The following is a 25269-nucleotide window of genomic DNA, read 5'->3' as shown; positions in this document are numbered from 1 at the left end:
CTAATTGCTAATTGCTAATTGCTAATACCTTTTTTCCGATTACCCATTACCAATTACCTATTATCTAAATTTAAATTCTTGAGGGTTTCGCGGCGGAATTGGAAGCGGAAAACGACTTTGCGATCGCTTGGTTCATCCCGATTCTGTTTGGCTTCAATTTCCCCTCTCCCAGCGGCAAGTATTTTAGCTTTAAACTTGGCTTTTGTGGGAAAATTTACTTCATTAGAAAGGATGTAGTTCATCACAGATTCAGCGCGTCGCAAACTTAAATTCAAATTTTCTTGTTCCGTACCTTTGGAACTGGTGTGACCTTCAATCACTACTTTAGCGATCTGATCCTCGAATTTTTTATCGGAGAAAATGACGCGACTGTATAGGGGAATAAAGGATTGGAGAAACTTTTTGCCTGCGGGTTTTAGGGCGGCACTATTTTCGTCGAAGAGGATGCGATCGCGTATACTCACATCCCCCGTTTCCGGGTCAACTGTAAAGATATCTTTTCCGCCTAATTTTCCTTCCAGGGTCTTGACAATAATCTGGGGAAGTGCTTCAAATGCCTTGCGATAAGTTACTAATTCTCGTTCTAATTTTTCAATCCGAGCGAGTTTTTCGTTCAGTTCTGCTACTTTTTCATTCAGCTGAATCTGCACGGTAATAAACAGCAGCGCAAAGAACATTAGCAACCCAGACATTAAATCGCCAATTGATAGTAAAACGCTGGAGTCTTCCGCTTCTTCAATTTCGGTTTCATCTAAATTAGATAAATCTCTCATTGCCACCGTTATGTGTAATTTTTGATAATTTACCTTTGGTAATTGGGCATTGGTAATTGCTCATTGGTAATTGGATTAAAAGCCAGTCTAATCTTGACAATTACCCATCCATTACCTATTTAATATTCCCATTTTTAGTTCCCAAATTATCCGCCGCAGCGACTAGATAATGAGCGACTTGCATCAAACCATTCGAGGTTTCTTGTAAACTGCTACAAACATTTGCCATCTCGCTATCTGACTGAGTAAAGAAGTTTGTTTGCGATTGATTTGCCTTTTCCAGATAATCTATCAATTGATGATTCCCCACCTCCAATGCTTGATTGAATTGCTCGACCATATTCTGATAAGAATTCTCCACAGTTTTTACCTGTTCTTGTACCAACTGGAGAGATCGATCTAATTGACCAACCATATTTTCATAGGTACTTTGCATTCGTTTCCCCTCTTCGTTTAATTGTTTGACCATATTCTGATAGGTAGTTTCCACCCGCAGCACCTCTTTTCCAGTCAATTTAGCCAGAACTTGCAGTTGCGCCAAACGTTCGCTTGAATTCAATCCAACCGAGTTAGCAAAATTGCTCACATTTACGACAGTTTCCTGTATTTTTTCCATATTTTGGTCAACTTGCGCTGCCAACAGTTTGCGTTTTTCCGATTCTTCCCGGAACACTTGCTGTAAAGTCACAACAACTTGAGCTAATCCTTGCCGCTGCTTACCAAGACTAGACTCTAAAAGATTGTTTTGTTCGGTAAAGAATTGCTGTAGCGATGCTTGGTAGTTAATCCGGAATTGCTCTAATTCTTGCTGGACGGTGACGCGAGTATTTTGCAGCATTCCATCCACATTTTGCAAGCTGGTTACCAAATTTTCTCGCGCTTGATTCATCAGTTGGGAAGCTTCGCTACCAACCGCTTGAATTGTACTAGATTGGGTTTGGAATGCTGTATGAGATGCGTTGAGAATATTCATCATCCGTTCCTGCAAACCAGCGAGCATTTTTTGTTCTTGTTCTGCTTGAGTTTGCAGCGCAGCTTGCAAGTTTTCTTGAATGCCTCGGAAAGTAGCAGAAGCGTCTTGGGCGCTTTCTTGAAACGCGGTGCGCTGCGCTTTCATTCCTTCAATACTTTCTGCCACCCCCGCGCGAATTTCTGTTGCCATTTGCTGCAAGACGCCTTGCGTGTCTGTTTGGAATTGACCCAGAATTTGCTGCAAGTTACTGGCGAATTCCTGAAGCTGCACTAGGGTATCTTGCTGGAAGTTTTGAATCGTCAGAATCGATTCGGCTAAACTTTGGGAAATGCTACCCAATTCGGTTTTAAGTTCTCTGACTGCTAAAGATGCGTCAGTAGTGAGTTGGGCGCTTTGATCGAGTCGCCCTACTACAGGTTCGATCACTTCTGTACGCAACCCTTGAATCATATTATTAATGATTTCTTGTCCCCAATCGGCTTTAATTTGTCGCAGGGTAGCTAGTTCCTGGCGAATGTGCTGAAATACGGGTGTCATCGCCATGCCAACTTGAATCCCAATTTGTCGGGGATTTAATTCTCGTTGCGCCTCTACCATTTGTGCAAATCCAGTTTGCATTGTTTCGGCGGCGCTAGTAATAGCAACAGCTGCTTCTCGACTGCTATCCGGGTTGATGCGGGCAAACATTTGCCCTGGGGTTTGTAGCGTGGCAATTTTATCTAATTGACTTCGCAAACTGTCGCGCTGTTTTTGTCGTTCTTGCTCGCCCCATGCCAAAACGATGGTAAAAATACTGGAAGATCCCAGTCCCATCAACGAGGTGGAAAAGGCCGTTTTCATACCTTCGAGTAACTGCCTGATTGATGGTAAGAGTTCCCCAGTATTATTTAAATCGCCCAGACCGATGTTTTGCAGTCCTTGTTGAATGCCGTAAAATGTTCCTAATACCCCGATGGCAACCAAAATGCTGGGGACAAACCGCCATTGACTGCGCGGCACCGGGCGAGTCAGAAAGGCGGGATACTGCAATAAGAGAAAGCGCCCTCGATGTACTTCTGCTGCGTATTTATCATCGGCGGAAAAGTCTCCTACCAAATGTTCGCCAAACCAGTCGAGGAGGGATGACCAATTTTCCCCGGTTGTTTCGTCTGATTGTAGCTTCTTGATGCCGCTTACTTTCCCATCCAGTTTTTCGTTTAAGTAAGCGATCGCCTCCATCATCAAACGACTTTTCCCACTTTGATACCGTCGATACCGCTTGACGGCGTTATATTCCCCCCACACCGCCACACCCAGCAGGATTAACGCTGCCCAATGAAAAACGCTGTTCTGCCAAATTATGCCGAACAATTCTTTAAAATAATTAATCAAGTCCATATTGACATATCAAGGTATTTGTGTATTAAGCAACGGCAACCCCATAAGCCGCAGAGCAATTTCTATCAATATATATAGATGTAGCGCTGGGGAGGGGCTGAGGATTGCAGAAAGGGGTGAAAATATTTTCCCACGGCGATCCCCGCCGTGGGGATCGCTGTCCAAGAAAAGATCGCCCCACCGCAGCAGTCAGGGCGCGGAAATAGTGCGATCTCAACAGGTAAAAACAATCGCGCTCGCGCGTTGTTTTCGGTCGCAGCTAATTTATGATGGGGTGGAGATTGCCAGTAGGTAAAAACTAAAAGAGGTTGTTATATATACAAACCGCGGGCAACGGACAGCAGTTGAATAACTTCTGCCCAACCCCTAGCATTAGCTAGTCATAACAAACTGAGCAGTCACTTTACACGTAAGCATATAGGGGATTACGATGACTAGCATCGCATCGGTATCGCTTTCAGAATTGAGGGGGCGGCGAATAACATTGCGCCGGAAAAGGCGTATTCATACAGCGCAGGCAATTTGGAGAACGGTAGCAAGTGCCGGTTTGGCAAGCGGGTTAGTCTGGGGGGCGACTCAACCAATTTGGGTGATTCGCACTCCGGATCAGATCGCAGTCGAAGGCAATGAAATGATTTCAGATCGAGCGGTGAGGTCTTTGTTATCCTTGTCCTATCCCCAGTCGTTACTGCGAATTGAACCGCAAGCTCTGGCATCTCGTCTGACCTCAAACGCATCAGTCATTGCCTCTGCAACGGTAAAGCGCCAGCTGATTCCGCCCGGATTGATGGTACAAGTCCAAGAACGGCAACCAGTGGCGCTCGCGATCGGTATCCCATCCCCCGGATCGCCACTGATTGCCTCAAGAGCAAAGGAAACGCCTAAGATGCGATCGCCTGTGGGATTGCTAGATGCCAACGGTGTATTAGTGCCGTTGGAAAAGTACAAAGTCTTAGGGGCATCGTTTTCCTTACCAAAGCTAAAAATCCTCGGCGTGCGAGAGCGGGATCTCGCCAAATGGCCCCAAATTTATCAAGTATTGCGCGAGAGTACCGTGAAAATCTTTGAGATTGACTGGCGCAACCGGACAAATATAATTTTGCAAACCGAGCTGGGAATTGTCCATTTAGGTCCGTACAGCTCCCAGTTTGCCGAACAGCTCGAAGTTTTGCATCGCCTGCGCGCTTTACCAACCAAGCTTAAAACCAGCCAAATAGCTTACATTGACCTGAAAAATCCAGAATCCCCCGCCCTGCAAATGATACAATCATACCCCAAAACAAACCCCAATCTCCCCCTAAAAACCCCCAGTGTCCCTTCCAAGCTACCCCAACCACCCAAACCAATATCCCGATAAAATTTGCAACAAACGGCAACAAACGTTTTGCTGCTCGTCAACCAGCTTGTTGCTATTATTGGTTTGTCAACCGACATAGCCCATATAACCCATAGTTGACTAGAGCTATCTTCAACTGAAGAATTGTTTACCAGTTATTTTTGATTACAATGACGCTTGATAATAAACAGGGGCTTACCTATAAACTTTCTCAAGCTGAGGGACCATCGAATTCGTCCCTGTCGGTGGACACGGCTAGTTCCTTCGGTAATCCCCTATTCCAATTTGGTCAACCTCGCGAGCCAAAAGCGATGTCTTCTGAATCATCCCGCCTCGGCGATATCGTACCCAGTCGGGTAGCCAAAATCAAAGTGATTGGCGTCGGTGGTGGCGGCAGTAATGCGGTGAACCGCATGATTGCCAGCGAGTTATCGGGTGTAGAGTTTTGGGCTGTTAATACCGATGCCCAAGCTCTAGCCCAATCAGCGGCTCCCAAACGCTTGCAAATCGGACAAAAACTGACGCGAGGGCTGGGGGCAGGCGGTAACCCGGCTATCGGTCAAAAAGCCGCTGAGGAATCTCGCGACGAAATCGCTGCGGCTTTGGATAACTCCGACCTCGTATTTATCACCGCTGGGATGGGAGGCGGCACGGGTACGGGTGCAGCAGCTGTCGTCGCCGAAGCAGCAAAAGAAGTCGGCGCCTTGACGGTGGGCGTGATTACAAAACCCTTTATGTTCGAGGGGCGGCGTCGCACCAACCAAGCTGAAGAAGGCATTGCCGCGCTGCAAAGTCGGGTAGATACGTTAATCGTAATTCCCAACGATCGCTTGTTATCGGTGATTAACGAACAAACCCCCGTTCAAGAAGCCTTTCGCGCCGCAGATGACATCCTGCGCCAAGGTGTACAAGGCATTTCCGATATCATTACTATCCCCGGGTTGGTCAATGTTGACTTTGCCGATGTCCGCGCCATCATGGCAGATGCCGGCTCGGCTTTAATGGGGATTGGGGTTGGCTCCGGCAAATCGCGAGCTAGAGAAGCCGCGACGATGGCAATTTCCTCGCCCTTGCTCGAATCTTCCGTTGATGGAGCAAAAGGCGTTGTATTTAATATTACCGGCGGTCAGGACCTCACCTTACACGAGGTCAACGCGGCAGCAGAAACGATTTACGAAGTCGTCGATCCAAATGCCAATATTATTTTCGGGGCAGTGATCGACGACAAGATGCAAGGAGAAATTAGAATTACGGTGATTGCCACCGGCTTTAGCAGCGAAACCCAATCGGCTCAACCAGCCGCACGGGCAGCCAGAACGCCAACCCCGCCCCCGCCGCGTCCAACTACACCAGGGTCAACCCCTGGGGCTGCTGCTAAACCGCCCCAAGGTCTAGAGGTAATTAAACCAGAACCCGGATTGGATATTCCCGAATTCCTCCGTCGGAAGCGTCCGCCGAAATCGGGCGGGTGAGCAGATGAGCAGGGGAGCAGGTGAGCAGGTGAGATGAGGAAAATTATAGATTCAAATGCCCCTTTGCCCCTAGACCTCTGCCGCTTTTGCTCCCCTGCCCCCCTGCCCCCCTGCCCCCCTGCCCAAATACCCTATGCCCAATTCAATCCCTGTAGCACTGACTGTTGCCGGTTCGGATAGCGGCGGCGGTGCTGGAATTCAGGCAGACTTGCGAACGTTTGCCTTTCACTGCGTCCACGGGACGAGTGCTATAACCTGCGTCACAGCCCAAAATACCCTGGGAGTGACGCGAGTGGATGCCCTACCGGCGGCGGCTGTAATTGCCCAGATAGAGGCGGTGGTGGCAGATATTGGGGTGCAAGCTGCCAAAACGGGTATGTTGCTGAACCAGGAAATTATTGCCGCCGTGGCGAACCAGGTGGAAGTGTTAGGCATCGAGAAGTTGGTGGTTGACCCGGTAATGGTATCGCGCACGGGCGTCCAGCTGATAGACAATCAAGCCGTGGCAACTCTGCGGGATGCTTTGATGCCAAAGGCAATGCTGGTGACGCCCAACCGATATGAGGCTCAGATTTTAAGCGGATTGGAGATTCATACCCTCGATGATATGCGAGCGGCTGCCCAGCGCATCTACCAACTCGGTTGTAGGGCCGTTTTGGTAAAGGGGGGAGGAATGCCGAGACAAATCCGAGGTGTGGATATTTGGTTTGATGGGAAGCATTGGCAAACTTTGACGGCGTCTGCGGTAGAAACGAAGAATACCCACGGTACTGGGTGTACGCTGGCGGCGGCGATCGCAGCTAATCTAGCTTTAGGTAAGGATTTATTCCCCGCGGTTCAACAGGCAAAAGATTACGTCACCACTGCCTTACAGCACTCTTTAACCATAGGTTCTGGCTCAGGCCCAGTAGGACATTTTTTTCCGTTACTCGGTAATGGGTAATCGGTAATGGGTAATTGGTAATGGGTGAAGCTAGCAATTACCCATTACCCTTCCCAGGCGGTCGCCTGGGAATGCCATTACCCAAATCGGAGTATCAAATTGTCCTAATTTCTACTATTGTTAGGCATATAAAACAGGCTGCTTGTTGCCAAACGACAATCTAAACCTAGCTAAGCCTATGACCTCCAATCCGTATCCCAAGCCATCGGTGTCAAAATTAACCAATCCCGGTCAAAGCACACCAGCCACAACGAATGCTTACGCTCCCGCTGTACCAATATCGGTTTACCGACAACTGGCAGCGGAGTTGCAAGCGACGCGGGTAATGCTGGAATCGCTCAACGCCCACAATCAGCAGTTGGTGCAACAAAACCAACTTTTGCGCCGGGAACTTGACAAAATCGTTCAGTCAGCGGTGTACCTAAAACAAATCGTTGACTCGTCCCCAGATGGCTGGAGTGAGGCTAGCTACACCCATCCCGAAATGAGAAATCAATCGGGATACCCGACGGGGGGGCCACGACCGATGTCTTGGGGGCCACGCCCAATGTCAGGGGTCAACGCTTCTAGCCCCGGAGTGGCACCGAATGCTTTCAGGAACCTGGAACCGAGTGGAGGCGCCCTGCCAGATAGGATTGTCGGAGAACAGGCAGAAGGCCGCTATCGTCAGCGATCGCAGCCCGATAGCTCAACCTTCCATGGATGGTTGTATACTTTGTTGGTGATTCTAGTTGTCATTACCGCATTTGGCGCTGGCTTTTTGGTTATACGCTCGTTGGCATCAAAGCGTTGAACACCGAGCAAAAATTCTCCACTTTTTTGGGCGCCACAATCAAACGGCAACATGTTTCATATGATGTCCGGCTTTTCACCCTTAATTAAAACTCAGAGCGTCACCGCTCTCCCTTGTCACCGCGTCATATCGTGTCCGGTTGCATCGGTTGCGTTTGGAGAGCAAAGGGGATGGGGGAGCTGGGGGAGCAAAGGGGAGCTGGGGGAGCAAAGGGGAGCTGGGGGAGCAAAGGGGCTGGGGGAGCAAAGGGGAGAAAAAACGCTTTTTCGCACAATCAACTATACACAACTGATCTCTCGCGGACATGATATAACGCATCTCTAGTTCTTCCACTGAAAGATGTGGTTCGATTACAAGACGCTTGCCCATAACTGTGCGATCGCACTCTCGATCAACTACACCCCCACTATACAAGTCCGGTGCAACCGGACTTGATATCAGTCCTAACTATGGGTATTCCAGCGGACACGATATCAGTTGCCGTTGCTGTTTAACGTCCTTCGTAATCTTTGTAGTCGTCGTACTCGTCGTAGTCCAGATAGCTGGCGCGTTTTTCCTCATACCGAGGGGACGCATACTCAGAGCGCCGTTTGTAGGGCAACGACGGTGGCAGCTGGTTGATTGGGTGAATCAACTGTACCGTACCCGCAGGAGGACGCTGCTGCCGCGAGAGCAGCGAGAATACCCCTGCCATCAGCAGTCCAGCTGTCACTGTCACCCCCATTCCTCCCAATGCCCACAGCAAGCTTGTCGTATTGGGATTGGTAGACTGTATCCCGGCAGTCAACTGGGCTTGATTCAGCTGGGGGTTCAAGCCGCCGTTATTTCTTTGTGCGTTTAGCGCCTCAATCACGAATTGCTGATTGCGAAGTTGAGTTTTAAGCTGCTCGTTTTCTGTTTTTAGCTGTGCGTTCTCTAACTGCTGCTGGGCGCAATTGGCGCAATAAGCAGGATTATTCACACCTGCCGCCGGTATTGGCAGTGGTGCGGTTAGCCCAGGCAGCTGGGGGTTAGGAACTGGCTGTTGGAAGTTTTGCGGGGGTTGCAGTGAAGCAGCAGCAGGCAAGTTGTATAAGCCAGGATTTCCACCACCTTTAAGAAATAGCAGCGCCGCAATCCCTGCTAGTCCAGCTCCTGCTACAAATGCCATTCCATTACTCATCACTCTCACCCCTAAAACTACATTACTTTGGAATAGATTAATTTAACCCGACTTGATTTAGGTTAATACCCCAATAAACTTAATGGGATATGGGGTAGTTTGTCGCACCCTTGTCTGCCTTATATATTGAAAACCACAACGGCACAGTTGTCTACCCATAAAAAATTACAGGCGCACCGATCATCCCCAGGCGCTTGTATATTAGGACACAATTTGACGGTTAATCGGCAGGGAGGATTGAGTTATATGATGTCCGCCTAATTACCCTGAATAAAAATCTCAGAGCGTCACCGTGTCACCGTTCTCCCAAGTCATTCCTAACTATGGGTGTTTAACCGGACATGATATCAGGCGATCGCATTAGGGGTGGGTAATTGCCTTTGGCACAGCAGCAACCCAAACCAGGAATTCGGATCTGTCCAAGCTTGCACCGGCACTAAACCTCGCGCCCCTAGTTCCCGTTGCATGACATTCAGGTCGAATTTGCGGGAAATTTCGGTCAAAATTGTCTCGTCTGTTTCAAACTCGACGGTTAAGTCGAGGGCGTGCAATCGGACGGTTTGGGCTTTTTTACTTTGCAAGTAAATTTCCATTTGGGATGGGGATTCGTTGTAAAAAGCCTGGTGTTGCCACTGATTTGGGTCAAAATTGCCCTCAAACCGCCAGTTGAGGTGATCGAGCATGTTGCGTTTAAATTGCGCCGTGACGCCAGAGCTGTCATTGTAGGCGGCTTCTAGGAGATGTTTTGGCTTTTGCAGGTCGATTCCTAACAAGAAATACTCGCCTAGTTGCAGCGCGTTGGCGATCTGGGTGAAGAAGCGATCGCACTCTGCTGGCGTCAGATTTCCCAGGGTACTACCGATAAAACATATCATCCGGATCTTCAGTTGAGTAGGCGGCAGTTGTTGCAGCGCCAATTCGTAGGTACTAACGCAAGTTGCTAGCTATCTCAAACCTGGGGCTAATGGCTAATGGCTAATGGCTAATCTCAGGAAAAATGCTAGCTTAGTCAGCTGGCAGAAGCTCTCGCTATTAGCTATTAGCTATTAGCATTGCTCGGGTTTTCCAGTCAGGCAAAATCAGAGTTTAAAGCTTGCTCCAAGTCATCGATTAAATCATCGACATGTTCAATTCCGATAGACAGTCGCAGTAAATTTCCCGGCGTTTTTGTTCCTTCTCCTTCAATTGAGGCGCGATGTTCGATTAAGCTTTCTACACCTCCTAAACTGGTGGCGCGCGTGAATAGTTTTACCTTCGCGGCTACATCAAAAGCTTTCTCCCTTCCTGCTTTTACCTGAAACGAAACCATTCCACCAAAAAGCTGCATTTGGCAAGCCGCAATTTCATGTCCGGGATGTTGTTTTAAACCTGGATAATGGACGACTTCTACCTGGGGATGATTGCTTAAAAATTCAGCAACTTTGAGGGCATTTTCTGCGTGAGCCTTCATCCGATAGGGTAAAGTTTGAATACCCCGCAGGACTAACCAACAATCGAAGGGAGAAGCGACTGCGCCTCCAGTTTTCTGTATTTGTTTAATTCGGTTAAAAAAGTCAGTTTCTGTGCGTGATATCGCCATCCCTCCCAACACATCGCTATGTCCCCCCAAATACTTCGTCGTCGCGTGAACAACCAAGTCAGCACCCAGTTTTAACGGGTTTTGTCCCACCGGAGTCGCCCAAGTATTATCGCAGACGCAAATTGCATTCGCTCGATGGGCAATTTCTGCAATATTCCGAATATCGGTAATCTTTAAAAGCGGATTTGAAGGCGTTTCTATCCAAATTAATTTTGTATTTTCTTGAAGTGCTTCTTCAACTCTGGTAAAATTAGATAGATCGGTAAAAGTTACTGACAAACCCCAAGGAATCAAAACTTCTCGCAGCAGCAAAGATGTGCCAGAATAAGCATCAACGGGTGCAATAACATGGTCGCCTGGGGAAAGTGCTTGAAATACGCTCATCGTGGCGGCGGAACCGGAAGAAAACGCAGCGGCGGCGACGCCTCCTTCTAATTCGCAAAGACATTTTTCTAGCGCTTCCCGGTTCGGGTTGTTGGTACGGGTATAAATATAGTTGTGGGGATAGGTTCCGTCAGGCGATCGCTCAAAAGTTGTAGATAGATAAATCGGCGGTACAACTGCGCCTGTCGCCGGATCGATACCACGTCCTGCGTGAACTGCTAGTGTTTCAATTCGCTTTGACATCTTGCAATTTTGGATTTGAGATTCCCCCCTTAATTAAGGGGGGCAAGGGGGGATCGGATTTGAGATTCCCCCCTGAATTAAGGGGGGCAAGGGGGGATCGGATTTGAGATTCCCCCCTGAATTAAGGGGGGCAAGGGGGGATCGGATTTTGGTTTCCCCCCTGAATTAAGGGGGGCAAGGGGGGATGGGATTTTGGTTTCCCCCCTGAATTAAGGGGGGCAAGGGGGGTAAGGGGGGATCCTCAAGTATATTGTTTCATGAGTTGTACCAATGAGAATTTTATTTGTTTGTACGGGTAACACCTGTCGCAGTCCGATGGCGGAGGCGCTATTTCAAGAAAGAATTCGGCAACTAGGAAAAATAGATGAAATTGAAGTTCGTTCCGCTGGAATTATTGCAAACAAGCGTTTTACAGTAGCTTCTAACTCACTCACTATATTATCAGAGTATGGCATTCAATACGAGCAAAAGCCCCAAGGAATTAGTTTAGAATTAATCCAATGGGCAGACTTAGTGCTGACGATGACAAGGTTGCATAAGTATCTGGCGATCGCCATCTTTCCCGAACTGAGCGACAAAACATTTACCCTGAAAGAATTTGTCGGATATCCAACTTCATTAGACATTGCAGATCCCGTTGGTAAATCTTTATCCAGGTATCGCCAATGCGCCCAAGAAATTGACCAAGCCCTCGATATTTTACAACATAGATTATCCGGGAAAAATCCTTTTACCCTGCCCACGCCTCAGCCGTTACCTCGCGGTATTTTTTTGTTAAAATGGATACTGAAATGGCTAATAGCTAATGGCTAATGGCTAATGATAGAACCGAAAAATATTCCGAGCGGCAATTAGCAATTAACGATTAGCAATGAGAGCAACCCAAGATAGTTATAACTAGCAACTTGGGTTAGGTATTCTAGCAGAATGGGTGAACCGAGGTAGCCTAGTAAACGGCACATGGTGTTTGGGCGATCGCTCTCAACTCATAACAAGATACACTGTTTCGATTACTCAGACACACTCGGACGCCAATCAGCACTTCCATCCCGCATCCTCGCCAGTAATTTACGTTCCACCATCTCCCGCCGCAACAGTGCCGGATCGTTGAAGGTGTGATATTGATTTAACAGCGCATTCACTTCTTTTTCAGTGTATTTCACCTCCTGATAAAATTTAGAGGCCATATATTCTAATACTAGCTGCTGGGACTTGCCTTTATTCCGTTTAGAAGGCCATTCTTTGAGGCGGTCTTCCTCATCTAGATAGTTTTTGAGTTCTCCATTATCATCGGTCATTTTCCTAATCCCTATCTCCCACTTTTTTACTCGTTATCAATTACAATTGAATTAATCAATAATCTAACTAACTCAAGTTGCTAGTTATCTCATACATAGCAGCTAATGGCTAATGGCTAATGGCTAGATTGGTAAAAATACAAGATTAGCAATTAGCAATTAACAATTAGCAACGCCCTTGTTTATAACTAGCAACTTGCGTTAACTACTTCACCAATATAATACAAGGTGGAAAAAATGGCTAACGCCATGCTGGTAATCTTTCCTTATCGATACGAAGGCACTTGGGTATTTGATGACGATCGAGTCGGACTTGAACGAGAACCCTTTGTGAGCGGCATTCCCGAAATGATTGATATTTTAGTTCAAGATATTCCCAAAGCTGAGTTGGGTTTTAAGCTTTTGTTTTCTGCTAATCCTTTCCCAGGATATCAAGCAGAATTAGTTTGGGTTAGAGAAGAATACGGCGGCAATTGGTATCGTTGGCAAGATAAAAATTTAGAAGGTTGGTTATGTCCGGCGTTGTTTAAGTATTTCAGCGAAACCCCAAGACAAATATATTGCAAAGCAGAAAAACTCATTTAAACATAGGAGGCGGCAGCTCACCATCACTCGTTCCCAGGGGTAAGCCACAAAGGTGTACCATCAACGGCTGCAATCCGCTGTAACAAATGCGCTCGCACCTGCATCCATCCCCAAATGCGATTCCCTACGGCACGCTAAGCGAACGCAGTCTCACGTCTAGGTTACTTCAGCTTTACTTAACTCAAAAAAGGCTTTATATCAAGTACGGTTACATCGGACTTGCACGCTTACCCCCAACCTCCTCTGTCATCAAGGGAGAGGAGCTGGATATACAAGTCCGATGCGAGCGGACTTGATATTATTTCTCGTATCACCTTAGTTTCTTTGCGGAATGTAGCTAGTTAAAACGATGTAGCAGGAGGCAAAATCAGTGGGTTTATAGGAGAGCTAATTCTCAAGTCGATATCCCGATGGGGATTGAAGTCAAGACCTGTTGGAAGTTGGGCGAATTGTTGGCTGTTAAACAATAGCGCACCCGTGTTTGAATTGTACGAGATTTGGTTAATGGAAATTTGCCCGAAACTGACGATTTCGATCCTGTCTCCCTGTTGGAGATTGAAATCGTCGATCCTGTCAATTCCACTTTCGGGTCGTGGTGTTTGGGGTTGGGGAAATAGGGAAAATTTGGCAGAGCTAGAGGGGGACAAGTTGGGTCCAGATGGCGGCAAACCCGAAGGGGGAAAGTTGAAAGATTGGTAACTCGTAAAGGTGAACCCAAAGCGATCGCTCCCCAAACCACCTGTGAGAGTATCGCTTCCTTCTCCACCTTTGAGAATATCGTTGCCATCTGAGGCAATCAGGCGATCGCTACCGCTCTCACCAATGAGAGTATCATTACCTGCTCCACCTATGAGCGTATCGTTGTAACTCCCACCGTTGAGCGAGTCATTGCCATCCCCACCATCGAGGCGATCGCTACCGGGATTAATCGTATAGGGAATTCCGCTTAGCGGTGCGATCGCATCACCATTGAGAATATCGTTACCACTTCCTCCAGTGAGAATATCGTTGCCATTGCCACCATCGAGAGTGTCGTGACCATCCCCACCATCGAGAACATCGTTGTCAGACTCCTCTGGTACAAACCCATAGGAGTCCGATACAAATCCAAACCCAGTATTAGATCCGAATCTAGCACCCGTTCCGCCAGATAATAAATCATCCCCATCTCCGCCAATGAGTGTGTCGTCACCAGCACTACTGGTTAGAGAATCATTACCCAAACCACCATTGAGAAAATCATTGCCAGAAGTTGGGTCGTCGGTGTCCAATAGAACAACAACCTGGGTAGCGCTTACTCCACTATCGAGAACATCGTTTCCTGCTCCACCCAGAAGTGTATCGTTGCCAGAACCTCCGTAAAGCCAATCGTCATCTGCCTCTCCTTCAAGCAGATCGTTACCTCTAAAACCCCAGAGAGTATCATTGCCAGCTCCACCTTTGAGGGTATCATTCCCATCGGTACCACTGAGGGAATCATTCCCATTTGTACCGATTGCAAGTGTGCCTGCATTGTTTGCCAGCAATGGGGGGTTCAAGTTCAAAGTTTCTGCCATAACTAATTTCCACAACATCCTCAAATCATCTGATTATTGACTCTTACTTCGGGTAGATGTTGCCAATTTGCCATTTGGCTTCAGGACTTATACCAAGTCGCAGTCCAAACCCTATGCGATTCGCTTCACGCGCCAAATTAACGCACCAAGAATGGTGTAGGTGAAGTAGTGCAGGCGCATTATCATTCACCAGCAATAATTAGTTATCCCCATCTATTACCGGCTACAAAATAAGGGGAGCGATCAAAACGGATTTCCTCTGCAAATAATTTGATTTTTTTGTACGGGTAACACCTGTCGCATTCCGATGGCGGAGGCGCTATTTCGGGGAAAAAAATGAGGCTACTCGGAAAAATAGATGAAATTGCAGTTCGTGACGCTGTAATTCTTGCAAACAAGCGTTTTACAGTAGCGTCTAACTCACTAACTATATTAGCAGAATATGGCATTCAATCCGAGCAAAAACCCCAAATAATTAGTTTAGAATTAATCGAATGGGCAGACTTAGTGCTGTTCCCAGGCTCCAGCCTGGGAACGAGATAACGAGATACCTAGAGGCTCTGCCTCGCTACCAACGAGAGCCTGGGAACGAGATAACGAGATACCTAGAGGCTCTGCCTCGCTACTAACGAGATAAAATGAATTATGGCTACGAATCAGCTTTTACTTTCAGTAATTGGCGAGCAACCATATCCGCTTTTATTCTCCACAATTAGCGGCGCACATTTGTATGGCTTTTCTACACCCGATTCGGATTATGACTTGCGGGGAGTGCATATTTTGCCAGTCCGAGAGGTGGTTGGATTAAATCCTGGACGAGAAACTATCGAAGTTTCTGAAATTCGAGATGGATGGCAAATTGACCTCGTAACTCACGATGTAAAAAATTTTTTCACTGCTGTTGAAAAAAAATGGCTATGTTTTAGATCAGCTTGATTCGCCGCTAATTGTTCGCACAACACCAGAACATGAAGAATTAAAGCAAATTGCTAAAGGTTGTATCACGCGCTATCACTGTTACCACTACTTGGGTTTTGCTCAAACGCAATGGAGATTGTTTGAAAAAGAACAACTGCATCGTGTGAAACCTTTGCTTTACGTTTACAGAGTTTTGCTGACGGGTATTTATTTGATGCAGACAGGGACTGTGGAGGCAAATTTAGTGCATCTAAACGAAGCGTTCAAATTGCCTTACATTCCCGATTTAATCGCTCGTAAGTTAGCTGGTGCGGAAAAATCCGTTTTGGCAGATGCTGACGTGGCGTTTCATCAGGGAGAATTTGACCGTCTGCACCGCGAATTAGAAGAGGCAAGTCAGAATAGCAAATTACGTGAATCGCCTTCGTGTAAAAATGCCCTCAACGACCTGCTGGTAAGGTTAAGGTTATCATAAGATGAGTTACTGCTGAGCATAAAACCAATAAACAAAACCAAAAACTAAAAAAATCAAAGCGATAACAGCTTGTACCACTCTAGTAAAAATCCATCTGGAACGGTAATAATTCGCTGCAAGTAAGCGCTGTTGCCTCACAGTTGTCACCCAATCCGGCAACACCCAAAACCATACTTCTAAAATTCCCAAACATCCCCGTTGCCGAATTGAATCTTGCAGCATATCGCGAAACAGTTGCATCATTTCTTGTCCGTATTCCCAACGGAAGGTTGGAGGATAGGCTAATAGCAATATGCTATACAACCAAACCGAAATATTGCTCAGCAAAGTTGACATTAGAAATTGCCTCCCGCAATACTTCCATCCAGCAACTTTTTCGCCGACGCCATGTTAACCAAATTGGCTAAACGTTGCACTTCCAAAGTAATGACTCGGCGACCTAATTCTGTCAGGTAATAGTAACGACGGCGTTCGTCATCTAATTCTGCATCGGGTCTTTCTTCTGACTCCAAAATCAGTCCATCCGCCAGCAGGCGCTTAATCGTGCCGTAAAGCGTACCGGGACCGAGTTTGACGCTGTTATTCGTGCTTTGTCGCACTTCCTGCATGATGCCGTACCCGTGCCTTTCCCCATCCACCAACGCCAGCAGAATGTGAAACGCCGCCGGTTTCAGGGGTAGGAAACTCTCTGGATCAATTTTGACTTGCATCGCTTTATATCAATCTACGATATATTATTGTACAATATATCGTAACATGATATAAATCTCAAAGTCGATCCATGCAATTTATCTATTTTTTGCTTGCCGAGGGGACTTACAGCTTTTTACGGGCAATTTTCGATATTTATCAAGCCCTGGCGCACCGTTCAAGCAGATATCGCTGGTATCCCCCCGATGAAGATTTTCCCGATGGTGACGCCGAGGCAGGTGTGAGAAACCGTCCTCCCCACCCAGGGGGAACCGACTCGGCACAAGCTAGACCCGAAGTCGAAGGGAGAGATTTTTCTCTTGTGCCTTAAAAGCAGATTGCCAGCGAGTGAAGTACAGCCTTAAGGCTTCGACAGCAGTGTGCGGGCACCGTTAACGGTGCCGCTACACAAACTTGCGGTGTACCTCATCCAGCGGCAAACCGCTATAAAAGCGGTACAGAAACCCGGTTTCTGCGTCAGTGTCTCGTTGTACAACTCAAGATTTTGACAAGAAACCGGGTTTCTTGACCTATGAAATACGTTATACTACAATAACGACAAGCTCAAAATCAAAAAAGGAGGCGTCATGGCACGCCTGAACCAAATTATTGCGATTGAAAAAGGCATTAAAAGCAAGTCAGTACAAGAACTGACAGGGATTCAGCAAACGCTACAAAAGCCTGCATTGTTTAGCGGAATTGCTCGCACTTATCGTCCCAAAGATGAGGAAGGCGAACAACTGCCACCTGAGTCGAATCGGGTGCAAGTGAAGGCAGAAGAAGTGCTGCGCCAAACGGTGGAAGTTTTGACCAAATTGTTTGACGTAACGGCAACAAAAGACTGGGTAAATTGCCACGCGCGGGCGGATGTTGTTGTGGATGGTCAAATTGTTTTGACTCAAGTGCCAGTTGCGTATTTGCTGTTTCTGGAAAAGCAGTTGGTAGAGTTGCAGGCATTTATTAAAAAGCTGCCGGTTTTGGACGCTTCCGAAACTTGGACGTTTGATAATTCAGCAGATTGCTGGGCAACAGAAGCTATTCAAACGCTCAAAACCAAGAAAATTCCGCGCAACCATGTAAAAGCCGAAGCGACGGATAAACACCCGGCTCAAGTTGAGGTTTATTACGAAGATGTGACCGTGGGATATTGGCGCACGGTGAAGTTTTCTGGTGCGATGCCTGCGACGCGGATTAAAGAACTGTTGGAGCGCATTGAAAAGCTGAGTCAAGCGGTTAAATTCGCCCGCGAGGAAGCGAATAATACGGAAGCCCAACAGCAGCATATTTCGGCAAGCATGTTTCAGTATTTGCTGGGGTAATTTAATTTAAGTTTAAAACTCGCTTTCTGGAATAATACCTTTGCCAAAATGCGACACCCTTAAGGGTGTCGCTATACAAACAAAGCCCGCCTGCGCGGGCTGTAAGTAAGAATTTAAGCCCTTGCCTTGCGGGCTTTGTTTGTGTAGCCCCATGCTTTAGCATGTGGGTGGGCGTTTCAGAAAATTGGCTCAGGTATTATTGAAGAAACTGGGGTTTTTTTACTTGCATTTTTAGAAGGTTTGCGCTATATTAAAAGACAGGAGTAATCCAAAGCTAAAACTCAAATTTTAATCTCAATCGTGCTTGCTTAATTGCTGCGATCGCTGGTTGTGACCTACCAGACAGATGCAGATAAAAATTAAGCGGAATCGGCACAGTTTCAACCTCAGACTATTACTCCAAGCTCAGCATTCACCGCTGGATGCCAAAGCGCTCGCCAACGAGTCTCAGATTGTCGGATGCGGGATCGTAGCCTGCCTGGAGCGCCCAACATGCTCCGGTAGTTTAAGTGGTAGAACACGACGATGTAAAGATTGAATTCTTGGCTTAAAAGCAATGGCACGTGCAAATAGCGGTATACCGAAACCCAGGGATAGGCCAGAACCTTGGGTTTCATGCATTATTGATAATGGAGAGCGATATGCCAAGGGCTAGCGAAGCTCTCGCATTCAGAACCTCAAAAGGGTATGGTCTTGGCAAGTTGTGTATGCGATCGAAGAAGAACTAAAGTTATTGACTGTTTTGGCAGTGAGGAAGCAACCTCCTTATCAGTATGATGATTTGCGTGAGTTGATAGATGAATTGATGGAAAATGAGGAATAAATTAGAGGCGATCGCACTCTTTAATTCGACAAATACGATCGCACCTACATACATAAACCTGAATTTGTTGGGTTTCGCTGGGATGCTACCCGACCTACAATTCTGTCCCAAACATTAAGGCAAAGGCAATCCTAACAGTCTTAAAGCTATTTTAACTACCTCGGTGACAGTAGTAGTGGCAGCAGTGCCACTTAAAGATTCTCCCCACTTAACTAGCTTGTCTTTAACTGAAGAATTATTCCGAGCCTGATTTGCTAAATCAGTTGCCGTTTGTTCCTGAGCTTGTTCTGGGCTGTATCCCTGATTTTGCAGTTGATTTAAAAGTTGCTGAATTTGGGCTGCGGCTTGCGATAAATCCTGGCTCATATTGATATAATTGCCTTGGATATAGTCGCGTCTAACTTCAAAATAGTTCCCCGTACCCATTTTAATAACGCGCCGATCTTGGTTATCTTGGTTAGTCATGTTTCCTCGTTTTTTGATTTGAGAAACTTTTAAGGTCAGTGAGAATATTTGCTCTAGCTTGACTTTAGCACTTTCTTCACTTCTGATAATGGTAGGTATTTCCCTAATTTTACTTTCTACCATTTCGTTGATTAAACGAATATCGTCATCTCTTAGATGCTGCTCCACATTGCCTTGGATAGAACTTGGAAAAATTCCTATTCGCTTGATTTTACAGGCTCCAGAAATCTTATATACTTGTTCACGAATGTCTTCAATAAATTTTTCAATTGCATATTCCCTGACAAAGGGTTGCAAATATAAGCCAGAACCATTGATATCATACCTTTGTTCGATCAATGAGCGTCTCTGTAATGAGAGCAAACCCTCGATTAAGTCTTGGGTTGAAATGTCTGTATAAAAATATCTCAATTTTTCTATATTCGCTATCGTGGCTGACTTAGGTTCAAGCACTAGCCAATACATAATTATTTTTTCTAAATCAGACAACCGCTTAAAATGCCTTTCTAAAAGAGAGCAAACCTCATTCAAGAGTAAGGTTCCAGCTTCTAAAAATTCAGAAATATTGTGACGAGATATTCTCCAAACCGTGTCAGCAGCTATCTGTAAGGATGATGGATGACCAGCATAATAGGAAATTATTTTTTCTAATTCTGGCTCAGAGCCAGAGAAACCTTTTGCTATAAAGATTTCCTTGGCATCTGTTTCATTCAATCCCTTTAAATCTATACTATGGACGGATAGGGTATTTATCTGTAATGAGCTGACTTCCTCTGAACTAATCAGCACCAAGCAGCTTTGATGGTTGCTTTCTTTTACCCGTGTTAGTAGAGTGCTATAGCTGCGATAGGTATCCCGGTATTGTCCAGCTAGCTGACCAGTTTCCAGAATTGCCTCTGCGTTATCGAGTATGAGTAAACAGCGATGAGCTTGTAAATATTGAATCAGCCTGGATATTTTATTGTCTAAAGTTTCTGGTAAATCAGTTTCTTGCTGATGAGATAGGAATTGTAGCAAGACTGCTAAAATTTCTTGGACAGGTGGAGCTTGGCGGAGACTGCGGTAAATGATGTACTCGAACTCACTCTGAATTTGTTGGACAAGCATTCGAGACAGAGTTGTTTTACCAATGCCTCCCATTCCCAAAAGCATTACTAATGAACAGCGCTCCTGTGTAACCCATTGCTCTAACTTGGTCAATTCTTCGGTACGTCTGTAAAAAATAGATACTTTCGGTGCATCGTCCCAGTTGATACGCGGGACAGAATTAGAAACTATAGGTGTAGTAGTTAGCTGAGTTGGTATAGTACTTGGCTGAGTTGACTGGTCGCCAACAATTTCTTCCCAATTCTCAATTTGGACAGCTTTACAGATTTCAACGAAGGCATCTTGATTAATTGGCAACCCCCGCCAAAACCGCTTCAAGGTCGCTGGTGTAGTGTTGGCAGCACTACACCAAACAGCAGCAATTTTATTCCAGCCCTTCTTTCTTCTAGCCAGATCAACAATTTGTAGTCCCGCTTGAGACGCTTTAAGAGTAACAGCCACTTTGTTTACGAGTAAAACTAATAACGTCAATGCTAAACCCCTCTGGCTTAGCATTTGACTCGATTTTGGCTCAGTAGATAGGCGATAGCCAAATGTGAGCCAAAACTGAGCCGTTTATCTGAAACAACCAGTTTATTGTTGTACATAAGCTACTAATGAGACTTAGACATTTTTATGTGAGTAATGGAAATAATTCGCTGAAAAATGCCTGAAACCCTCATGGTTACTAGATTTATACCAATTCGAGGTAAAAGTCCTTCCCCGTCCGGGTTTGAAGCCAATTTTACGCTGGTTTTTGTCTGAGTCCCGCTAACTGATTGCATAAAAAACTCAACTGCACCCGATAAATAAAAGGAGGTCACCATAATGACTACAATTTGGCATCTGATTCGGAATTACTCTCTGTTGATGGGGACGTATCCCGCCAGTTTAGGCCGCTACATTTTACCTATCTGGTGTTATCGTGAAAATTTAATAAGGGAATTTTATCTGGATAATACTGCTTTAAAATATTACCAAATACGAGGTGTTAAACTTAGCGATCAATTTTATTTTTATGATATATTTTATCATGCTACATGGAATATACTTACTTTAGGAATAGAACTATATTCACGTTATGATAATTACTTGAATAACGTATTAAATCAATCAAAATTCATGTTAAAATGCACAAATATATTTAAAATAACAAATAACTTTGTGAAACTACTGACTTACAAAGTCTGGTTATTCAGATTTACTTTTAGTAAAATAATGAATTACGATACAGCAATTCGCTACTTCGTAACTGAACGCCCTCCCGATCCAAGAATTAAAAAGGGAGCTATGCTGCGAAGCCATCGCAAAAAAGGCTACCTGTTTTCCCAGGTATTTTTAGATAAGGAAAACCAACTTGTCTGCAAACAAAATGGCATTCCTTATGGTCGTCAGATATTAGTCAAGCAATTTGATGAAGAGTTAAATGAGAGCTTTGGCGACAAAGATTTAATTATTGTAGAGTAATAGGAGGTCATCATGACATTTAATTTATTGACAATGATAATGTGGGCATGTGTGGCATCAACGGGGGCCACTATTGTATATATCGCCTACTTGAATTTAGATGAGATTACCAGATGGTTCCTTGAAAGAGAATCGTTAATTGTCGATCAAGATGATATCGCTTTTACCGTACAAGAGAAGCAATCATCTGGTCATTACAGAATAATTCAGGGAATTTTCAATACAAAAAATCACCAAATTGTTGAGGCTAGAACTATTAAATACGATCTGATTGATCGAGAAATAGCTAATGCTCACAGTGACGCTGAACTGGTGATTTACCAGTAGTAATTTATGTTGAATTGGTGATACAGAGTATGCTTGAGTAATTCAGTATTAAATCAGAAGTTAATGAAAATAGAACTTGGGCACCTACTAAGAGGAAATCAAAAAATGAGTAAGACAAGAGATATTTATATAGAAGGTGTTCCCAATGATGTGCCAGAAACCGAAGCCGCCATTCTCCGCTCCAGACTTTGCAGAGATATTAACGCTTTTATGGATCAAACTCGTTGTGAAGATGTTCGTATAAAAATCTTTGTTGTGGGTGAATGTGATGAAGGAAAAAGCAGTTTAGTTAATGCGCTGTTGGGCGATCAAAATCAACGCCGAAACAGTGACGAGAAATCACTCGAAGAACGCGCTTCTCAGTATACAGTTCAAAAACCACTTTATAATTTCGATGATTTGGTTCTTTCTGAAGCAGTAATGGACAATCTGCTTTCAGCTGTTGATGCGATCGCAGTAGAGTCAATTGTCTACAAAAATTGGGGACTCAACAAAATTCAGCCGAATCCTCACATAGTGTTAAACTTTTATGGCTCACCAGGAACAGGAAAAACTTTGGCTGCACATGCGATCGCACATCGCTTAGAAAAGCAAATTTTGCTAGCAAGCTACGCCGACATCGAGAGCAAGTTTCATGGCGATGGGCCTAAAAATCTTAAAGCCATCTTTCATGCAGCCGAGCAATCTAATGCTGTTTTATTCATCGATGAAGCAGATTCATTACTCTCAAAAAGATTGACAGAAGTCACATCTGGTTCCGAACAAGCTATTAACTCAATGCGTAGCCAGTTACTCATCTGTTTAGAACAGTTTCGAGGGATTGTCATCTTCGCAACCAATCTAGTGGAAAACTACGACAAAGCTTTTGAGACGCGGGTGCGCCATATCTATTTTCCTATGCCAGATGAAGAGTGTCGCCGTGAAATTTGGCGACACCATCTTCCCAAGCAATTACCACTAGCTGCTGATGTTTCTGTTGAAAAACTAGCTCAAATTGAAGATGTTTGTGGTCGGGAAATTCGAGAAGCAGTAATTGATGCAGCAGTCCGTGCCGCTTTACAGATGAAAAAGCAAGGTAAGCATCCCACTGAAGGTGTGGTTAACTTGAAGGATTTACTTGATGCAATTGAACGCAAAAAAACTGAAAGAATTACCCTCTCGACTTACAAACTAAATCAAAATGAAGAGGAGATAGTTCGTCAAAAAGTACAAGCAGGTTTATGTAGGTAAAAACAAACAGGAGTCGCATCATTAATGAATGCGCTTGTCATAACCTGCCCATTCTTTTTCCCGCAACAGATATTTTTGCACTTTACCCGTTGCAGTTTTAGGCAATTCGCAAAATTCTACAGATTTGGGACATTTAAAAAGTGCTAAATGCTGGCGACAAAAGTGAAGAATTTCCTTTTCCGTCGTATGAGTATCCGGTTTTAAAGTCACAAAAGCTTTGGGAACTTCACCCCTCGTTTCATCGGGAATAGAAATAACCGCAACTTCCAACACATTGGGATGTTTGTAAATTGCCCGTTCGACTTCAATGGTAGAGATATTTACACCAGTGCTAATAATGATATCTTTTGCCCGATCTCTTAATTCAATATACCCATCGGGATACATTACCGCTAAGTCGCCGCTATGAAACCATCCGCCGCGAAAGGCATTTGCAGTCGCTTCCGGGTCGTTAAAATAACCCTTCATCACATTATTACCCCGCATGACAACTTCGCCCATTGTTTCGCCATCGGCGGGGATATCGTTCATATCTTTATCTACGACGCGCATTTCTGCTGCATGGATATAAGGAACTCCCTGTCTCGCTTTGAGGCGGGCGCGTTCTTCTATGGGTAAATTATCCCAAGGTTTTTGCCATTCGCAAATGCTATGAGGACCGTAAGTTTCAGTTAAACCGTAAGTGTGAGTAATTTCAATTCCCAATTCTTCCATCGCTTGAATTATTGTTGGCGATGGGGGTGCGCCAGCGGTGGTGACGCGCAAGGGATGGGATAGGGTTAGTTTGGCGATCGCTCTATCATTTACTAACACGATCAAAATCGTTGGTGAACCGCAAAAATGAGTCACCCCCTCACTCCAGAGCAAATTAATTACGGTCTCCGGATAAAACTTTCGCAAACAAACATGGGTTCCCCCTACCGCCGTTACTCCCCAAGTAAAACACCATCCATTGCAATGAAACATCGGCAGCGTCCACAGATAAACGCTTTGACTATTCATTCCCACTTCTAAAGCTTCCCCCAAGGCGTTCAAATATGCGCCGCGATGGTTGTACATCACGCCTTTGGGCTTTCCACTGGTGCCGCTGGTATAGTTAATAGAAATCAGGTCGTTTTCATCTTCTAAACAAGATGAAACTGTTTCTGCTGTGCCTTCATTCAGAAAGGTTTCGTATTCCAGTCCGGGCAATTGTTCGCCATGAATTTCCGCTTGTTCATCTACAATATTGACAATTGCTTCAACGGTTTCGAGTTCTTCTCGTACCGATGCGACTAAGTGGGAAAATTCCGTATCGACGAAAACTAAACGCGCTCCAGAGTCGTTTAAAATATAGCGAATATCGTTAGCTGATAGGCGGATATTAATCGCAACTAAAACGCCTCCCGCGAGAGGGACGCCGAAATGCGCTTCCAACATGGGCGGGATATTGGGACAAATGAAAGCTATGCGATCGCCTTTCTTTATCCCCCACTTTCCCAAGGCACTAGCTAATTGCTTGACACGCGCGGCAAATTGTGCATATGTCCACCGTTTTTGGCGATAAACAATGGCATCTTTATCCCGAAACACAGTCGCACTGCGGTCGAGAAAACTTTGAGGTGTTAGAAAAGAATAGGAAACAGAATTTGTCATAGTTGTTTATTAGATTTTTCTTGTGGGATGGGCATCCTGCCCTTCTTGCTTGTGGGATGGGCATCCTGCCCTTCTTGCTTGTGGGATGGGCATCCTGCCATTCTTGCTTGTGGGATGGGCATCCTGCCCTTCTTGCTTGTGGGATGGGCATCCTGCCCTTCTTGCTTGTGGGATGGGCATCCTGCCCTTCTTGCTTGTGGGATGGGCATCCTGCCATTCTTGCTTGTGGGATGGGCATCCTGCCATTCTTGCTTGTGGGATGGGCATCCTGCCATTCTTGCTTGTGGGATGGGCATCCTGCCCTTCTTGCTTGTGGGATGGGCATCCTGCCATTCTTGCTTGTGGGATGGGCATCCTGCC

The 25269-nt window shown here is 45.5% G+C and carries 23 protein-coding genes and 3 pseudogenes; 14 read left to right on the top strand and 12 right to left on the bottom strand.

Annotated elements, in window-relative coordinates; all coding sequences use genetic code 11:
- Positions 1-53: 53 nt before the first annotated feature.
- Both MiSe_RS23755 and MiSe_RS23750 read right to left on the bottom strand, forming a co-directional pair.
- Positions 54-773, bottom strand: coding sequence for an OmpA family protein (locus MiSe_RS23755; protein WP_226585510.1), 720 nt, complete (start codon positions 771-773; stop codon positions 54-56).
- A gap of 115 nt (positions 774-888) precedes the next feature.
- On the bottom strand, positions 889-3123 hold the full coding sequence (locus tag MiSe_RS23750; protein ID WP_226585508.1) for a hypothetical protein: 2235 nt from the start codon (positions 3121-3123) through the stop codon (positions 889-891).
- A gap of 430 nt (positions 3124-3553) precedes the next feature.
- Between MiSe_RS23750 and MiSe_RS23745 the strand changes: the two genes are divergently transcribed.
- The 4 genes from MiSe_RS23745 to MiSe_RS23730 all read left to right on the top strand — a co-directional run bounded on the left by MiSe_RS23745 (position 3554) and on the right by MiSe_RS23730 (position 7667).
- Positions 3554-4480, top strand: a complete 927-nt coding sequence (locus tag MiSe_RS23745) for a cell division protein FtsQ/DivIB (RefSeq protein ID WP_226585506.1) — start codon at positions 3554-3556, stop codon at positions 4478-4480.
- A gap of 149 nt (positions 4481-4629) precedes the next feature.
- A complete protein-coding gene (gene ftsZ, locus MiSe_RS23740) occupies positions 4630-5931 on the top strand; it encodes a cell division protein FtsZ (RefSeq protein ID WP_226585504.1) in 1302 nt (433 codons plus the stop codon).
- Positions 5932-6064: 133 nt separating this feature from the next.
- Positions 6065-6874 carry a bifunctional hydroxymethylpyrimidine kinase/phosphomethylpyrimidine kinase gene (gene thiD, locus MiSe_RS23735; RefSeq protein WP_226585502.1) on the top strand — a complete coding sequence of 270 codons (810 nt, stop codon included), beginning with the start codon at positions 6065-6067 and terminating at the stop codon, positions 6872-6874.
- Positions 6875-7052: 178 nt separating this feature from the next.
- Positions 7053-7667, top strand: coding sequence for a hypothetical protein (locus MiSe_RS23730; RefSeq protein ID WP_226585500.1), 615 nt, complete (start codon positions 7053-7055; stop codon positions 7665-7667).
- A 490-nt stretch (positions 7668-8157) separates the two neighbouring features.
- Here MiSe_RS23730 and MiSe_RS23725 read toward each other — a convergent pair whose 3' ends face one another.
- The 3 genes and pseudogenes from MiSe_RS23725 to MiSe_RS23715 form a co-directional block, all read right to left on the bottom strand.
- Positions 8158-8829 (bottom strand): hypothetical protein, encoded by a 672-nt coding sequence (locus MiSe_RS23725; RefSeq protein WP_226585498.1) that lies wholly within the window; start codon positions 8827-8829, stop codon positions 8158-8160.
- Between the two features lie 347 nt (positions 8830-9176).
- Positions 9177-9755: pseudogene (locus MiSe_RS23720) on the bottom strand (L-histidine N(alpha)-methyltransferase); the annotation flags it as partial.
- 143 nt (positions 9756-9898) lie between these two features.
- Positions 9899-11035: a trans-sulfuration enzyme family protein gene (locus tag MiSe_RS23715; RefSeq protein ID WP_226585496.1), complete on the bottom strand. Its 1137-nt coding sequence runs from the start codon at positions 11033-11035 to the stop codon at positions 9899-9901.
- A gap of 270 nt (positions 11036-11305) precedes the next feature.
- Here MiSe_RS23715 and MiSe_RS23710 point away from each other — a divergent pair, with 270 nt between their 5' ends.
- Positions 11306-11848: a low molecular weight protein arginine phosphatase gene (locus tag MiSe_RS23710; protein ID WP_226585494.1), complete on the top strand. Its 543-nt coding sequence runs from the start codon at positions 11306-11308 to the stop codon at positions 11846-11848.
- Positions 11849-12045: 197 nt separating this feature from the next.
- Here the strand turns inward: MiSe_RS23710 and MiSe_RS23705 are convergent, their stop codons facing one another.
- Positions 12046-12333, bottom strand: coding sequence for a DUF2087 domain-containing protein (locus MiSe_RS23705; protein ID WP_226585492.1), 288 nt, complete (start codon positions 12331-12333; stop codon positions 12046-12048).
- A 237-nt stretch (positions 12334-12570) separates the two neighbouring features.
- On the opposite strand from MiSe_RS23705, the gene MiSe_RS23700 reads away from it, so the two are divergent.
- Positions 12571-12918, top strand: a complete 348-nt coding sequence (locus tag MiSe_RS23700) for a DUF6717 family protein (RefSeq protein ID WP_226585490.1) — start codon at positions 12571-12573, stop codon at positions 12916-12918.
- Between the two features lie 341 nt (positions 12919-13259).
- Here MiSe_RS23700 and MiSe_RS23695 read toward each other — a convergent pair whose 3' ends face one another.
- Positions 13260-14474, bottom strand: coding sequence for a calcium-binding protein (locus MiSe_RS23695; protein WP_226585488.1), 1215 nt, complete (start codon positions 14472-14474; stop codon positions 13260-13262).
- Positions 14475-14748: 274 nt separating this feature from the next.
- On the opposite strand from MiSe_RS23695, the pseudogene MiSe_RS52885 reads away from it, so the two are divergent.
- From MiSe_RS52885 to MiSe_RS23680, 3 genes and pseudogenes are all read left to right on the top strand, one after another.
- Positions 14749-14814, top strand: a pseudogene (locus MiSe_RS52885) (arsenate reductase/protein-tyrosine-phosphatase family protein); the annotation flags it as partial.
- Complete coding sequence (locus tag MiSe_RS23685; protein ID WP_226585487.1) at positions 14811-15017, top strand: low molecular weight phosphatase family protein; 207 nt, start codon at positions 14811-14813, stop codon at positions 15015-15017. The pseudogene MiSe_RS52885 and the gene MiSe_RS23685, both read left to right, overlap by 4 nt.
- 102 nt (positions 15018-15119) lie before the next feature.
- Positions 15120-15867, top strand: a pseudogene (locus MiSe_RS23680) (nucleotidyltransferase domain-containing protein).
- 6 nt (positions 15868-15873) lie between these two features.
- Here the strand turns inward: MiSe_RS23680 and MiSe_RS23675 are convergent.
- Both MiSe_RS23675 and MiSe_RS23670 read right to left on the bottom strand, forming a co-directional pair.
- Entirely contained in the window at positions 15874-16203 is a 330-nt protein-coding gene (locus MiSe_RS23675) for a hypothetical protein (RefSeq protein ID WP_226585486.1), read from the bottom strand.
- Positions 16203-16577, bottom strand: coding sequence for a PadR family transcriptional regulator (locus tag MiSe_RS23670; protein WP_226585485.1), 375 nt, complete (start codon positions 16575-16577; stop codon positions 16203-16205). The genes MiSe_RS23675 and MiSe_RS23670 overlap by 1 nt, the downstream gene beginning before the upstream one ends.
- A 71-nt stretch (positions 16578-16648) precedes the next feature.
- Between MiSe_RS23670 and MiSe_RS23665 the strand changes: the two genes are divergently transcribed.
- Positions 16649-16888, top strand: coding sequence for a hypothetical protein (locus tag MiSe_RS23665; RefSeq protein WP_226585484.1), 240 nt, complete (start codon positions 16649-16651; stop codon positions 16886-16888).
- 256 nt (positions 16889-17144) lie between these two features.
- A complete protein-coding gene (locus MiSe_RS23660) occupies positions 17145-17876 on the top strand; it encodes a DUF7873 family protein (RefSeq protein ID WP_226585483.1) in 732 nt (243 codons plus the stop codon).
- Between the two features lie 937 nt (positions 17877-18813).
- Here MiSe_RS23660 and MiSe_RS23655 read toward each other — a convergent pair.
- Complete coding sequence (locus MiSe_RS23655; protein ID WP_226585481.1) at positions 18814-20766, bottom strand: NB-ARC domain-containing protein; 1953 nt, start codon at positions 20764-20766, stop codon at positions 18814-18816.
- Between the two features lie 312 nt (positions 20767-21078).
- Here MiSe_RS23655 and MiSe_RS23650 point away from each other — a divergent pair, with 312 nt between their 5' ends.
- The 3 genes from MiSe_RS23650 (at position 21079) to MiSe_RS23640 (ending at position 23274) form a co-directional block, all read left to right on the top strand.
- On the top strand, positions 21079-21717 hold the full coding sequence (locus MiSe_RS23650; protein WP_226585480.1) for a hypothetical protein: 639 nt from the start codon (positions 21079-21081) through the stop codon (positions 21715-21717).
- A 12-nt stretch (positions 21718-21729) separates the two neighbouring features.
- Entirely contained in the window at positions 21730-22044 is a 315-nt protein-coding gene (locus MiSe_RS23645; RefSeq protein ID WP_226585478.1) for a hypothetical protein, read from the top strand.
- A gap of 105 nt (positions 22045-22149) precedes the next feature.
- Complete coding sequence (locus MiSe_RS23640) at positions 22150-23274, top strand: ATP-binding protein (RefSeq protein ID WP_226585476.1); 1125 nt, start codon at positions 22150-22152, stop codon at positions 23272-23274.
- A 21-nt stretch (positions 23275-23295) separates the two neighbouring features.
- Here MiSe_RS23640 and MiSe_RS23635 read toward each other — a convergent pair whose 3' ends face one another.
- Together MiSe_RS23635 and MiSe_RS23630 are read right to left on the bottom strand one after the other, a co-directional pair.
- A complete protein-coding gene (locus MiSe_RS23635) occupies positions 23296-24909 on the bottom strand; it encodes an acyl--CoA ligase family protein (protein WP_226585474.1) in 1614 nt (537 codons plus the stop codon).
- 9 nt (positions 24910-24918) lie between these two features.
- The coding region (locus MiSe_RS23630; RefSeq protein ID WP_226585472.1) for a hypothetical protein at positions 24919-25269 on the bottom strand (351 nt) is incomplete at its 5' end.

It is taken from the genome of Microseira wollei NIES-4236, from assembly GCF_020521235.1.
Classification (GTDB): domain Bacteria; phylum Cyanobacteriota; class Cyanobacteriia; order Cyanobacteriales; family Aerosakkonemataceae; genus Microseira; species Microseira wollei.
Note: the sequence above shows the minus strand (reverse complement) of the source record. Positions and strands in the feature narration are given on the sequence as shown.

What these genes read in the sequence shown, in the direction of transcription:
- MiSe_RS23750 (WP_226585508.1), bottom strand. Translation starts at nt 3,123, where the DNA reads ATGGACTTGATTAATTATTTTAAAGAATTGTTCGGCATAATTTGGCAG.
- thiD (WP_226585502.1), top strand. Translation starts at nt 6,065, where the DNA reads ATGCCCAATTCAATCCCTGTAGCACTGACTGTTGCCGGTTCGGATAGC.
- MiSe_RS23710 (WP_226585494.1), top strand. Translation starts at nt 11,306, where the DNA reads ATGAGAATTTTATTTGTTTGTACGGGTAACACCTGTCGCAGTCCGATG.
- MiSe_RS23675 (WP_226585486.1), bottom strand. Translation starts at nt 16,203, where the DNA reads ATGTCAACTTTGCTGAGCAATATTTCGGTTTGGTTGTATAGCATATTG.
- MiSe_RS23650 (WP_226585480.1), top strand. Translation starts at nt 21,079, where the DNA reads ATGACTACAATTTGGCATCTGATTCGGAATTACTCTCTGTTGATGGGG.
- MiSe_RS23700 (WP_226585490.1), top strand. Translation starts at nt 12,571, where the DNA reads ATGGCTAACGCCATGCTGGTAATCTTTCCTTATCGATACGAAGGCACT.
- MiSe_RS23670 (WP_226585485.1), bottom strand. Translation starts at nt 16,577, where the DNA reads ATGCAAGTCAAAATTGATCCAGAGAGTTTCCTACCCCTGAAACCGGCG.
- MiSe_RS23645 (WP_226585478.1), top strand. Translation starts at nt 21,730, where the DNA reads ATGACATTTAATTTATTGACAATGATAATGTGGGCATGTGTGGCATCA.
- MiSe_RS23730 (WP_226585500.1), top strand. Translation starts at nt 7,053, where the DNA reads ATGACCTCCAATCCGTATCCCAAGCCATCGGTGTCAAAATTAACCAAT.
- MiSe_RS23755 (WP_226585510.1), bottom strand. Translation starts at nt 773, where the DNA reads ATGAGAGATTTATCTAATTTAGATGAAACCGAAATTGAAGAAGCGGAA.
- MiSe_RS23725 (WP_226585498.1), bottom strand. Translation starts at nt 8,829, where the DNA reads ATGAGTAATGGAATGGCATTTGTAGCAGGAGCTGGACTAGCAGGGATT.
- MiSe_RS23705 (WP_226585492.1), bottom strand. Translation starts at nt 12,333, where the DNA reads ATGACCGATGATAATGGAGAACTCAAAAACTATCTAGATGAGGAAGAC.
- MiSe_RS23685 (WP_226585487.1), top strand. Translation starts at nt 14,811, where the DNA reads ATGAGGCTACTCGGAAAAATAGATGAAATTGCAGTTCGTGACGCTGTA.
- MiSe_RS23635 (WP_226585474.1), bottom strand. Translation starts at nt 24,909, where the DNA reads ATGACAAATTCTGTTTCCTATTCTTTTCTAACACCTCAAAGTTTTCTC.
- MiSe_RS23665 (WP_226585484.1), top strand. Translation starts at nt 16,649, where the DNA reads ATGCAATTTATCTATTTTTTGCTTGCCGAGGGGACTTACAGCTTTTTA.
- ftsZ (WP_226585504.1), top strand. Translation starts at nt 4,630, where the DNA reads ATGACGCTTGATAATAAACAGGGGCTTACCTATAAACTTTCTCAAGCT.
- MiSe_RS23695 (WP_226585488.1), bottom strand. Translation starts at nt 14,474, where the DNA reads ATGGCAGAAACTTTGAACTTGAACCCCCCATTGCTGGCAAACAATGCA.
- MiSe_RS23660 (WP_226585483.1), top strand. Translation starts at nt 17,145, where the DNA reads ATGGCACGCCTGAACCAAATTATTGCGATTGAAAAAGGCATTAAAAGC.
- MiSe_RS23640 (WP_226585476.1), top strand. Translation starts at nt 22,150, where the DNA reads ATGAGTAAGACAAGAGATATTTATATAGAAGGTGTTCCCAATGATGTG.
- MiSe_RS23655 (WP_226585481.1), bottom strand. Translation starts at nt 20,766, where the DNA reads ATGCTAAGCCAGAGGGGTTTAGCATTGACGTTATTAGTTTTACTCGTA.
- MiSe_RS23745 (WP_226585506.1), top strand. Translation starts at nt 3,554, where the DNA reads ATGACTAGCATCGCATCGGTATCGCTTTCAGAATTGAGGGGGCGGCGA.
- MiSe_RS23715 (WP_226585496.1), bottom strand. Translation starts at nt 11,035, where the DNA reads ATGTCAAAGCGAATTGAAACACTAGCAGTTCACGCAGGACGTGGTATC.